This is a genomic window from Pelagibius sp., from assembly GCF_028281305.1.
Classification (GTDB): domain Bacteria; phylum Pseudomonadota; class Alphaproteobacteria; order Kiloniellales; family Kiloniellaceae; genus Pelagibius.
Genome location: NZ_JANQKD010000127.1, coordinates 50,498 through 62,834, shown reverse-complemented (window position 1 = coordinate 62,834; position 12,337 = coordinate 50,498). Strand labels below are relative to the sequence as shown.

Annotated in this window: 10 protein-coding genes; 3 read left to right on the top strand and 7 right to left on the bottom strand. The window is 66.0% G+C overall.

The window, feature by feature from the left end; translation table 11 throughout:
* Positions 1–168 precede the first annotated feature (168 nt).
* From Q0982_RS23260 to Q0982_RS23230, 7 genes are all read right to left on the bottom strand, one after another.
* On the bottom strand, positions 169–2,577 hold the full coding sequence (locus Q0982_RS23260) for a calcium-binding protein (RefSeq protein ID WP_299400308.1): 2,409 nt from the start codon (positions 2,575–2,577) through the stop codon (positions 169–171).
* A 187-nt stretch (positions 2,578–2,764) separates the two neighbouring features.
* On the bottom strand, positions 2,765–2,920 hold the full coding sequence (locus tag Q0982_RS23255; protein WP_299400306.1) for a hypothetical protein: 156 nt from the start codon (positions 2,918–2,920) through the stop codon (positions 2,765–2,767).
* Between the two features lie 54 nt (positions 2,921–2,974).
* Positions 2,975–3,823 (bottom strand): carbon-nitrogen hydrolase family protein, encoded by an 849-nt coding sequence (locus Q0982_RS23250; protein WP_299400305.1) that lies wholly within the window; start codon positions 3,821–3,823, stop codon positions 2,975–2,977.
* Positions 3,820–4,353, bottom strand: a complete 534-nt coding sequence (thpR, locus tag Q0982_RS23245; protein ID WP_299400303.1) for an RNA 2',3'-cyclic phosphodiesterase — start codon at positions 4,351–4,353, stop codon at positions 3,820–3,822. Before thpR ends, Q0982_RS23250 begins: the two co-directional genes overlap by 4 nt.
* Positions 4,354–4,448: 95 nt before the next feature.
* Complete coding sequence (locus Q0982_RS23240) at positions 4,449–5,492, bottom strand: NADP(H)-dependent aldo-keto reductase (protein WP_299400301.1); 1,044 nt, start codon at positions 5,490–5,492, stop codon at positions 4,449–4,451.
* A gap of 128 nt (positions 5,493–5,620) precedes the next feature.
* The gene (locus tag Q0982_RS23235) at positions 5,621–6,823 is read right to left on the bottom strand and encodes an FIST C-terminal domain-containing protein (RefSeq protein WP_299400299.1); all 1,203 of its coding nucleotides are present in this window, start codon (positions 6,821–6,823) and stop codon (positions 5,621–5,623) included.
* A gap of 46 nt (positions 6,824–6,869) precedes the next feature.
* Positions 6,870–7,577 (bottom strand): arylesterase, encoded by a 708-nt coding sequence (locus Q0982_RS23230; protein WP_299400298.1) that lies wholly within the window; start codon positions 7,575–7,577, stop codon positions 6,870–6,872.
* A 360-nt stretch (positions 7,578–7,937) separates the two neighbouring features.
* Here Q0982_RS23230 and Q0982_RS23225 point away from each other — a divergent pair, with 360 nt between their 5' ends.
* From Q0982_RS23225 to Q0982_RS23215, 3 genes are all read left to right on the top strand, one after another.
* Positions 7,938–8,654, top strand: a complete 717-nt coding sequence (locus Q0982_RS23225) for an ABC transporter ATP-binding protein (protein WP_299400296.1) — start codon at positions 7,938–7,940, stop codon at positions 8,652–8,654.
* Positions 8,651–11,236 carry an ABC transporter permease gene (locus Q0982_RS23220; RefSeq protein ID WP_299400294.1) on the top strand — a complete coding sequence of 862 codons (2,586 nt, stop codon included), beginning with the start codon at positions 8,651–8,653 and terminating at the stop codon, positions 11,234–11,236. Before Q0982_RS23225 ends, Q0982_RS23220 begins: the two co-directional genes overlap by 4 nt.
* A 266-nt stretch (positions 11,237–11,502) precedes the next feature.
* Positions 11,503–12,225, top strand: a complete 723-nt coding sequence (locus tag Q0982_RS23215; RefSeq protein WP_299400293.1) for a Bax inhibitor-1/YccA family protein — start codon at positions 11,503–11,505, stop codon at positions 12,223–12,225.
* The last annotated feature ends 112 nt before the right edge of the window (positions 12,226–12,337 follow it).

The window sequence follows — 12,337 nt, the reverse complement described above, 5'->3', positions numbered from 1 at the left end:
GAGAGGCAGGGGGGAAGAGGCAGGGGGGGAAGAGGCAGGGGGAGAGGCAGGGGCGTTGCAGCCGCCGGCAGGAGCACGTCAGCAAGAGCGCAAGGAAACCCGGCCCCGAGGCATAAGCCTCGAGGCCGGATTGTCTAAACGCTCAGAAGCTCTGCATGACAGTGTTCTCTAGACCGCCGTGTTCAGCTGAAGCGTGATCTCGTTTTCGATCACGGCCAGGGCGCCGCCGTCGCTGACGTAGGTGGTAAAGGCGGCCCCCACGTTCTGGACTTCCCAATCGGTGGCCAAGTTGCTTTGCAGGTACACGGCATCACCGGCATCGCCCTCGATCAGCAACAGACCATCGTTGGTCATGGCAAGGATGTCGGCCGCATCGAGGGCAACCGCGTCGTCACCCAACCCATCGGTCATGCGGATCTCTTCGAAGTCCGCCCAAACGTTGTTCAGGCTCGAAAGATCGGCAATGCCGTCGAGCGTTCCGTCAGCTGTGTCGTTCTCTCCATCCGTGGACAGGATCACGAGACGGTCATAGCTCTCGCCGCCACTGACCAGGCCGCCGACAAGGTCCTGATCACCGGCGTCGAAGAGTACAAAATCACCGCCGGCTCCGGCATCGATAGCATCTGCCCCGGCTCCGCCGTCGATCTGGTCGCTGCCCAACCCGCCGATCAGCGTATCGTCGCCACCACCGCCTAAGATCACATCGGCACCGCCGGTGAGCTCGGCACCGTTGGAATCGCCGTAGATCAGGTCATTACCCAAACCGCCGGTCAGCGTATCGTTGCCGGCTCCGGCAACGATAAGATCTGCTCCGGCTCCGCCGTCGATCTGGTCGTCGCCCAATCCGCCGATCAACGTATCGTCGTCGTCGTCGCCATAGACCGAGTCCGCATCGTTTCCGCCATAGATCAGATCGGCGCCGCCACCGCCATAGATCGAGTCCTCGCCGCTGCCGCCATAGATCAGATCGGCACCGCCGTTAAGGTCGACACCATTGGAATCTCCGTAGATCAGGTCGTTACCCGAACCGCCGTTCAGCGTATCGTCGCCGCCGTCTGCCGAACTGGCTTCGGCGCCATCCTCAGCATAGGCGTCGCCGGCAATCGTGTCCGCACCAGCCCCTCCAAGGATGGAGTCGTTGCCGCCGTTCTGGGAGATAGCCTCCTCTTCGATCAGGCCAAGAGCATCGCCGGACAGCAGGTCGTTGCCGGCACCGCCGTCAATCACATCGTCGCCACCATCATTGGCGGTTGCGAAGCCGCCGGCGATAGATCCGGTTCGCGTCAGCGTGTCACCGGCAATCGTGTCGGCACCCAGGCCACCGTAGAGCGAATCGTCTCCGCCGCCCGAGGAGGTAGCCGAGGAGGTCACAAAGCTGATTTCCGAGTACCCAAAGGCATCGCCTGCGATGAGATCCTGGTCGTCACCGCCATAGATCACATCGTTCCCACCGTTGTTGGAAACGCCGCCAACATCACCGATGCCGGCAACATCGCCCGTCAAGGTGTCATCCCCGGCATCGCCATAGAGGGTGTCGTTACCCCCGAGGTCCGAGGGATTGGCCATGAAATGACCCTGCGCATCGCCGGATACGGCATCGTCACCCTCCCCGCCGTAGAGAAGGTCGTCGCCCCCCAAAACAGCCACCGCGCCGGCACCGTCGCTGCTGCCCATGGCATCGCCTGCCATGCTGTCGTTTCCCGCGCCGCCGAAGATGGTGTCGTTGCCGCCATTGGCCGAAAAACTCTCGTTTGGGAGGCCGTCTGCGAGAGCATCGCCTGAGACAGTGTCGGCACCTTCCCCGGCATAGATCAGGTCATGGCCGCCAAAGGTCGAGGACGCAACGACATAGACGGTATCGCTGAATCCCAGCGTGTCGCCGGCCACAAGATCATTGCCGGCACCAGCATGGAGGGTATCGTCACCGCCATCAGCGCTGGAGCCGTCACCGTCTTGCGCCAGCGCATCACCGGACATGGTATCGTTGCCACCATAACCGAAAAGGAGGTCGTCACCTCCGTTCTCACTCGTCGCGGCAGCCTGCCACGCCAGCGATTCGCCGGCGATGTAATCGCCCTCATCGGCCCCGAACAGGAGGTCATCACCACCGGTGAAAACCTCCGCCTCGCCATCAAGTGCCAGAGCATCTCCGGCGAGGAAGAGCACACCCTCGCCGCCGTAAAGAGTATCGTCGCCGCCATCAGTGACAAACGCACTGCCGAAGCCTGCGCCGTCGCCGGAAATCAAATTGGCCGTTCCGCCGTAGCCGTAGAGAACGTCGTCGCCGCCACCGTTCAGAACGACGTCGCCGAAGACCGTGTCCTCACCGAGGAAGTCATTGCCGTCGGTTCCTTCAATCAAAGCGGTGAACACCTGCACCGGGTTCTGGACATCGTCCAACATCTCCGAGGCGCGGGCGCTGTCGTCCTCGCCACGCTTTTCGCGTTCGAGGAGTTCGAGGAGAAAATGGCTGGTCGATTCACTCGCATTGCTCATATCTCGTTCGAACTTCTGCGAACGGTAATCCGCAGAACGCGCTTCTACTTCGAAATCCTGAGAATGGTCATTTGAGGACATGCTGTCGGGTCTCCAGGTTGGCATGGAAACGCGCAACGTGTTCCGGCGGTAAAACCCACAACGCGCTTCCGGCGGCCGCCTCTCCCAGCGCTCAAAGCGCGGCAGCACACCGGTGATCCACCCCTGGACCGGATGCACACTAGAATGCCCAGGTTAGCGCATCGCTGTGACCGAATCCCTAGTATATCTACTCTTGATTGAGAAATGACACAGCTTTCATCTTTAAGGAAAGAGATCTGACCGCTTCGCCGGCGGAGATCGCGCCCTCATGGGCGAGGTAGCCGGAGCAAAGCGTGAAGTCGCGCACCTCGAAGGGCCCGGCGCGGAACAGGGCATGCTGCATGAGAAGGCCCCATTTCCAAACCGGAAGTCCGCTGACCGGACTGATGAGCTCAGCTTATTCGTCCTTGAGCTTCGCCTCAGATCGCTGGAGGTTGCGATAGAGGCGCCCGCTGGAGGCCTCGGCCCGAAACGCGCGGATCCGACGATAGACTGCGTCCTTCTCCGGATCATCGGCGACGGCATTGACCGTCAGGCCGGGACGATGCCGTCGGCAGGCCGAACCACGCCGTCCTGAGCGTTTGACCCAATGACTGGCAAAAGCCTGGCTGGGATTGCAGGCATTGCTCGTGCTGATGAACAGACTGTTGGTGAAGGCATGGCCCTGCAACACCGGGGGAATGACATCCGAATGCAGGTGTCTGCCCTGCAAGCCGGCGGCATAAGCAGAAAGAAAGACCAATTCCACCCCGGCATCCGCATAGGCGCGCCAGAGCTCCGGAAACGACCACTCCAGGCAAAGCAGAACACCGCATCGCAACCCGGCGATCTCAATGATCGCAGGCCCGCCACCGGGAGTGAAGTAATCCAGTTCACGCAGCGAACAGCAGCGTTTGTCGTAGCGGCCACAGGCCTGTCCGTCGGGGGCAACCACGAAAACCGAGTTGTGTGGCAAGGCGGCATCGGCCAGAGGCTGGGCCGAACCGTAGACCGCCCAAAGGCCGGCGTCACGGCAAGCTTGGGCCACCAGATCCTGCGCCACTTCCAAGGCCGTCCAGTCATAGCCCTGCCAGCTCTCCAGTTGCTGACGCGGATAACCGGAGAGCGCGCATTCCGGGAAGTGCGCCACCTGCGCCCCCGCCTCTGCCGAGCGATGAATCAGGGCCGCCATCCGCTTCGCGTTGATGAGCGGACGGGCGGTGAGCGCGAACTGGGCCGTCGCAACGGTGAGACGCGGAGGGGTCATGCCAACGGGTAGACCGCCTCGGCGGAATAAATGGCGCCCTCGTGGGCGAGGTAGCTGGAGTAGAGGGTGAAGTCCCGCACCTCGAAGGGCTCGGCGCGGAACAGGGCATGCTGCACCAGATAGGCCTGCAGCCGCGTGCCGGGGCTGGACTTGAAGCGGGCCAGGGTCACGTGGGGCTTGAACTTGCGCTTTTCCGGCTCCAGGCCGGCGCGCTGCAACGCCGTTTCGATCTTCGCCTGGAGGCGTTCCAGGGCGCCGTTGGCCTCCACCCCGACCCAGAGCGAGCGCGGCTTGCGGTCGTCGCCGAACTGGCCGACGCCGCGCAGGGCCAGCGTGAAGCGCGGTCCCTGGATGCCGGAAAGCGCGGCGTCCACGTCGTCGGCGGCATGGCCGTCGACCTCGCCGATGAAGCGCAGGGTCAGGTGCAGGTTGGCCGGGTCAACCCAGCGCGCGCCGGGAAGACCGGAAGAAAGGCCGCAAAGCCGGTCACGCAGATCGGCGGGCAGGGACAGGGCGACGAACAAGCGCATGGCCGTGAACGACCTTCACAGGATGGGCGGGGCCCCGGGAGCCAGATCGGCTGGCCGCGGGTCCCCAGGCGGCGGCCCGAGCCGGCGCCCGCAACTTATGGGCAGGGATAGGTGTAGTTCTTGTGGATGACCTCGATGCCGTTGAGGACCTCGTCACTGAGAACCACATCCTTGGCCGCGATGTCCAGCTTGAGCTGTTCCATTTTCGTGGCACCGATGATGGAGGCGGTGACGAAGGGCCGAGACAGCACGAAGGCATGAGCCAGATGGGCCGGATCCATTCCGTGGTCGCGGGCCAGCTGCACGTAGCCCGCGGTGGCGGCGTCGGCCTGCGGGCCCTGATAGCGGGTGTTGTCCGGCCAGAGCGTGCGCCGCGCGCCCTCCGGCCACTGACCGTCCAGGTACTTGCCGCTGAGGGTGCCGGCGGCCAGCGGCGCATAGGCCATCAGGCCGCAATGCTCGCGCATCGCCACCTCCGCCAGCCGGGTCTCGAAGCTGCGGTTGAGCAGGCTGTAGGGGTTCTGGACGGAAACGGCCCGCGGCCCGCGGCCGACCTCTGCGCCGACGATGAAGCGCATGACGCCCCAGGGGTTCTCGTTGGAGAGCCCCACCGTGCGCACCTTCCCGGCCTTCACCACGTCGTCCAGGGCCTCCAGGGTTTCTTCGACGGGGGTCTCGTCCGCCTGGGGATCGTGGTGGTAGGCGAGACCGCGGAAATCGTTGGTGGCGCGGTCCGGCCAGTGGAGCTGATAGAGATCGATGTAGTCGGTCTTCAGGCGCTTCAGGCTGGTGTCCACCGCGGCGGTGATGTGGTGCTTGTTGAAGCGGGTTTCGCCGCCGCGGATGTAGGGGAAGCGCTGCTTGTTGGGTCCGACGATCTTGGTCGCCAGCACCACCTTGTCGCGGTTGCCGCGGGCGGCGAACCAGTTGCCGATGATCTCCTCGGTCCGCCCGTAGGTGTCGGCCTTGGGGGCGATGGGATACATCTCGGCGGTGTCGAAGAAGTTGATGCCCTGGTCGAGGGCATAGTCCATCTGCTCGAAGCCCTCGGCCTCGGTGTTCTGGATGCCCCAGGTCATGGTGCCGAGGCAGACGGCGCTGACCTTGATGTCGCTGCGTCCCAGTTGCCGATATTCCATTGGTCCCCCCTTGAATGGTGCCCAGAAGGTCGGATGTCACTCCGGCGCCGGCCCGCAGGGGCCGCTCGCCGGTGTGGCGCTGCCAATGCTGCTCTGCCGGTGCTGCGCTGCGGATGCTCCGGAAGTCTCTAGAGCAGCAGCGTCAGCACGCCGGTGTAGCCGTAGAGGCGGTTGTTGGAGATTTCGCCGTTGGCAAAGAAACCCGTGAGCGGGATATCCCCAAACGTCTCGCGGATCAACCGCAACTCCTCGGACTGGGTGCCGAAGAGGTGGCGGCCCCGCGCCACGCAGGAGACATAAAGCGCCGCCCGCGGGGCGCCGCCGGCCCGGTTGCTGAGATCGCGCAGCATGCGTTGCAGGTCTTCTTTCGCCGAAGCGTGGTCGCGCCGGCAAAAGCCGAGCCGGTCGCCGACGGAAAGGTCGGCGCCGATCTGCAGCCACTGGCGCTCCAGATCCATGCCGATCAGGTTGCGCACCAGGTAGTCGCCGGTATCGCTGCCAGCGATCGGCAGGGCGGCGTAAATGTACCCCCCGATGCGGCGCAGGTCGCGTGCCAGCAGTTCGCCGACCTCCTCGCGCAGGACATCCAGCACCGGACGGCCGTCGAGGCTGGCAACGACCCCTTCACCTGCCATCTCGGTCACCTCGTGAGGCTCGCCGATAGGCGTGCAGCCCTGGGAGAGCCCGGCAACCGCAAGCTGCTCCGAGCTGAACAGGACGCCCGAGAGTCCGCCCGCCGCCAGCGCGCCCGAAACCTGTGCGCCCGGGACCTGTAAGCCCGAAACCTGTGGGTAGTCCTCGCCTTCGCCGACGGTCAGCCCGCCGACCAGAAAGGCCGAGGTGGCTTCGGAAACCGCCTCGACGACATCGACGATCAGCGGATTGCGCGGGTCGCCGTGCACCACGCCGAGGATCGGCTTGTGCGCCGCCACCCAGCCGCCGTGCTCGCGGGTGAAGTCTTCCAGCCCGCCGGTGACGGGGGCAAAGAGGCGATAGCTGTCCTCCGGCAGCGCCGCCACCAGAATGGAAAGCGCCGGTCGGTCGTAGATCTCCTCGCCTGAGGCCATGACGCCCGCGCCCACGGTCCCGACCCAGTCGGCGATGCCGCAGCGTTCGCGCAGAAAGGTGACGATGCTGCCCAGATCGTCGGCGAGCGGCCCCGTCGCATAGACAAACCCCAGGTTGGCGCGCTCCGGCAGGCTGCCCAGGGCCTCCACGCAGGCTGCGGCGACGCTGCCCCAGGCCTTGTCGTCGTCCGGATCGCCCACCGCATAGGCGGACTTGTAGCGCCCGGCGGTCTGGGAACCGATGATGATCGGCTCAGCCGTCATACCGCCAACTCATAGCGACTTGGGGTCTGATCAGCATCGGGGCCCGTCAATTGACCTGCGCCGGCTGCGCACCGGCTGCGGCGTCCCGCACCAGGGCGACGACATAAGGCTTGATCCGCTTGACGATCTCGGCCACGCCGCGGGCGTTGGGATGGATGCCGTCGGGCTGATTGAGCTCCGGCTCCAGGGCAACGCCGTCGAGGAAGAAGGGATAGAGCGGCGCGTCGTACTTCTCCGCCAGCCGCGGGAAGACGCTGTTGAAGGAGTCGCCGTACTCCCGCCCCAGGTTGGGCGGTGCCAGCATGCCGGCAATCAGGACCGGCAGCCCCTCCTCGACGAAGCGCGCCATGATGGCATCCAGGTTGTCATAGGTGGCTGCCGGATCGAGGCCGCGCAGGCCGTCGTTGGCGCCCAGTTCCAGGATCACCGCCGTCGGCTCGTCCGCCAGCGCCCAGTCGACGCGCGCGCGCCCGGCAGCGGAGGTATCGCCCGAGTTTCCGGCGTTGATCACAGTGACGTCCAGCCCGTCTGCCCGCAGCGCCGCTTCCAACTGTTCCGGAAACGTTTCGCCGGCCGGCAGCCCGTAGCCATGCACCAAGCTGTCGCCGAACGCCATCAGGCGCACGGTCTGCGCGGCCGCATCGCCGCCGGGCAGCGCGAAAGCGGCCAGGACAAGGCCGAAGAGCGCAGCCAGACCGAAGCGCTGTGCCGCGGGGCGCTGTCTTGTTGGAGAGGGCCTTGTGGGAGACGGCATGAATCGTTCGCCTACTTAAGGAATCCGCAGTGCTTCGGGACAAGACTATGCCGAAAGGCGCCGCTTGGCTAAGAAGTAGGGGCCGCGGGGCGGGCGATCAAGCATCTCAGGCCCCGGGGCGCACCCGGCCCAGCGTCTTGACCGGCGCGTTGACCGGCGCGTTGACCGGCGCGTTGACCGGCGCGTTGACCGGCGCGTTGAAATGCGCCTGCGGCGATCCATATGGCAGGCAAGCCGTATAAGAGAGGGATGATGAGCGAGACAACCGACAGTGCGCCCCGCGGATCAGCTCCTGGGGCGCCGGCCCCCGGCGCCAACCCTCTCGGAAACCCTGGTGTCAGGACATCAGGAGGCAATCCCATGATCGCCCTGCAGGGTGTCGAACTGACCCTGCCGTCCACCGCCGGACCGGTCCACATCCTGCGCGGCCTGGACCTGGAGATCCCGCGCGGCGAGACGGTCAGCGTGGTGGGGCCCTCAGGCTCCGGCAAGTCGTCCATGATGATGATCATCGCCGGGCTGGAACGCGCCAGCAAAGGCAATGTGATCATCGGCGGCACCCGCTTCAACGGCCTGGACGAGGATTCCCTCGCCCGCTTCCGCCGCGATTCCGTCGGCATCGTGTTCCAGGACTTTCACCTCGTGCCGACGATGACGGCCCTGGAAAACGTCGCCATTCCGCTGGAATTCGCCGGCCGCGGTGACGCCTTCGACCGGGCCGCCGCCTGCCTGGAATCCGTCGGCCTGGGCCATCGCCTGACCCACTACCCGGGCCAGCTTTCCGGCGGCGAGCAGCAGCGCACGGCGCTCGCCCGCGCCTTTGCCGCCGGACCCGACCTGATGCTGGCCGACGAGCCGACCGGTAATCTGGACGGCGAAACCGGCCAGCAGATCATCGATCTTCTCTTCGGCCTGCAGGCCGACCACGGCACCACCCTGGTGCTGATCACCCACGACCCGCAACTGGCCGCCCGCTGTTCGCGCACGGTGAAGCTGCTGGACGGCCTGATCATCGACGACGGCCTTGGATCAAGCGGCGCCGCAAACGGGGCCGGCACGCAAGCGGCCGTCTCGTGACCACGCTGGAACAGCATGCCGGGCGCAGCGGCGCCGGAAGCCTGGACGCCGAGAGCGGCGGCGGCCTGCCGCTGGCCCTGCGGCTGGCGCGGCGGGAGCTGCGCGGCGGTCTCAAGGGGTTCCGCATCTTCCTGGCCTGCCTCACCCTGGGCGTTGCCGCCATCGCCGGCGTCGGCTCGGTTTCGGAGGCGATGCTGCAGGGGCTGCAGCGCGACGGGCGCATCCTGCTGGGCGGCGACATGGATCTGCGCCTCACCCACGTGGAGGCCAGCGCCGAGCAGCAGGACTGGCTGGCCGAGCGTGTCGAGGTCTCCAGCGTCTCGGAGATGCGCGCCATGGCCCGCGGCCTCGACGAAGGGTCGCGCCGCGTCCTGGTCGAACTGAAGGCTGTCGACAACCTCTATCCGCTTTACGGCGCCGTGCGCCTGGCGCCCGAGGGCGATCTGGCGGCGGCCCTGGCCCGCCAGGACGGCGTCTGGGGTGCCGTGGTCGACGGCAATCTGCTGCGCCGGCTGGACGTCGAGCTGGGCGAGCTGGTGCAGATCGGCGACACCCAGTTCCGCGTGTCGGCGGTGCTCGAGCGCGAACCGGACCGCACCTCGCGGGCCTTCACTCTGGGTCCGACCTTCATGGTCGACCGCGCAAGCTTGCCGGAAACCAACCTGGTGCAGCCCGGCAGCCTGATCCGCAACCACTACCGCCTGCGCTTCGGCGACAGTCTTTCCGCTGCCGATCTGCGGCAGGACCTCCAGGAAACCTTCCCGCAGGCCGGCTGGCGCATCCGCGACACGACGGAAGCGGCCCCCGGGATCGGCCGCTTCATCGACCGCCTAACCCTGTTTCTCACACTGGTCGGTCTCACCGCCCTTCTGGTCGGCGGCGTCGGCGTCGGCAACGCGGTGCGCAGCTACCTGGAAGGCAAGACCGGAACCATCGCGACTATGAAGTGTCTGGGCGCGCCCGGGCGCCTGATCTTCCAGGTCTATATGACGCAGATCCTGGTGCTCGCCTCCCTCGGCATCGTCATCGGCCTCTTGATCGGCGGGCTCAGCCCGCCCGTCGTCTCGGCGATCATCGGCGACACCCTGGGCTGGCGCGCCGAACTCGGAATCTATCCGCTGCCGCTGATCACCGCGGCCGTCTTCGGCGTGCTCACCGCCATCACCTTCTCGCTCTGGCCGCTGACCCGCGCCCAGAACGTCGCCGCCGCCAGCCTGTTCCGCGATCTCATCACGCCGGCCGGCGGCCGGCCGGACCGCAAGGGCCTGCTGGCGCTGCTCGTCTTTGGCGGATTGCTGGCCGGACTGGCGGTGGTCACCGCCACCGATCAGATGCTGGCGCTCTACTTCGTCATCGGGGCCATCGGCGCGCTCTTGCTGTTCCGCCTGGCGGCCCAGGGCATCATGGCGGTAAGCCGGCGTCTGCCGCGGCCGCGGCGCCCGGGCCTGCGCCTGGCGCTGACCAACCTGCACCGGCCCGGCGCCCCCACCGGATCGGTGGTGATGTCCCTCGGCCTCGGCCTGACGGTGCTGGTGGCGATTGCCCTCATCGAAGGCAACCTCTCCCGCCAGGTGCAGCAGAGCCTGCCCGAAGAGGCGCCCGGCTTCTACTTCATCGACATCCAGCCGGACCAGGTCGCGGAGTTCGACCGTCTGATCGCCGGCCTGGAGGGCATCGAGGACATCCAGCGCGTGCCCATGCTGCGCGGCCGCATCTCCGCGGTGAACGGCGTCCCGCCGGAGCAGCTCGTCATTCCGCCGGATGTGCAGTGGATCTTCCGCGGCGACCGCGGCCTGACCTGGATGCGCGAGCAGCGCGCCGGTGACGAATTGACCCTGGGCGATTGGTGGCCGGCGGACTACGACGGCCCGCCCCTGGTCTCCCTCGACGACGAGGTGGGACGCGCCCTGGGGCTGGGGCCGGGCGACAAGCTCAGCATCAACATCCTCGGCCGCGACGTGGAGGTGACCATCGCAAACCTGCGCGTGGTCGACTGGGGCAGCCTCACCATCAACTTCGTCATGGTGTTCTCCCCCGGCCTGCTGGAGCAGGCGCCGCAGACCCACATCGCCACCGTGCGCGCCGCCCCGGAGGCGGAGGATGCCCTGGAGATCGCGGTGACCGACCGCTTCATCAACGTCTCCTCGATCCGGGTGAAAGAGGCGCTGGAGCAGGTCGGTGAACTGATGGGCCATATCGCAACGGCGGTCCGCGCCATCGCCGCCGTGGCGCTGGCCGCCGGCGTTCTGGTGCTGGCCGGGGCCGTTGCCGCCGGGCATCACCGGCGGGTCTACGACGCCGTGGTGCTGAAGGTGCTGGGAGCGACCCGCCGGGTGGTGGCCCAGGCCTTCCTGCTGGAATACGGCCTGCTGGGCCTGGTGACGGCGGCCATCGCCTCGGTCATCGGCACCGGCGCCGCCTATCTGGTGCTGACCGAGATCATGCGCGCGCCCTTCGTCTTCCTGCCGGATTCGGTGATCACCACCGCCCTGCTGGCCACGGCGATTACGGTCGCCTTCGGCTTCGCCGGCACCTGGCGGGCCCTGGGCCAGAAAGCCGCTCCCCTGCTGCGCAACGAATAGCCGTAGCGTAGGAAGTCTCAGTGGCCTTAAAGGGGGTTGCCAAACCCCCGCCGCACAAGCAGGAATCGGGTCCTGACCGCATTTTTGGCACAGCTCAAAGCTGTGTTTCAGTGCCTTGAATATGAAGAAAAATTTACGCACAAGCCGTGCGAAAATCGGTTGATTCAGGCTCCGGAACCTCCAATATTATCTCTGAATTCTCTGGGCAAGACGGTGGCCTGGGCGTTACTGTCCCGGCCACTTGAGTAAAACGAAAGGGTGTCCTAATGGCTCTCGGTCCCGACCGCAGGTACATGACGCAGACGCAGGCGGATGCCGCGCAGATCGATGAGGGTCTGCGCAAGTACATGCTTGGCGTCTACAACTACATGGCGCTGGGGGTGGCCTTCACGGGCATCGTGGCCCTCTTCGTCGCCTCCCAGCCCGCGCTTCTGGAGGCTATCGCGCTGAGCCCCTTCCGCTGGGTGCTGTTCATCGGCATCATCGGCTTCGGCTTCTTTGCGCCGCGCGTGATGATGAGCGGCTCCATGGCCATGGCGCACGGATCCTTCTGGATCTATGCCGCGATGTGGGGCGCCTTGATGTCCCCCATGTTCCTGCTCTACACGGGCGACAGCATGGTGCGGGTGTTCTTCATCACCGCCGCCGCCTTCGCCGGCACCAGCCTCTACGGCTACACCACCAAGCGGAACCTCGCTCCCTTGGGCGCCTTCTTCATGATGGCGACCATCGGCATCCTGGTGGCGCTGCTGGTGAACATCTTCCTGCTGCAGTCCGAGCTGTTCCACCTCGGCCTGTCCATCGTGGTGGTGCTGGTCTTCGCCGGCCTGACCGCCTACGAGACGCAGATGATCAAGAACATGTACAGCGAGGCCGACGGCAGCGAGGTCGCCACCCGCAAGTCGATCTTCGGCGCCTTCATGCTCTACGGCAGCTTCGTGACCATGTTCATCTGGCTGCTCAGCATCTTCGGCGTGGCCCGCGAGTAGACGCGGCGAAACGCTCCGACAAAGCGCAAGGCCCGGAACTTTGGTTCCGGGCCTTTTGCTTTTGCAGCACCCAATTGCTTGAGCAGGCATGGCACCCTTCGAGACGGCGCTG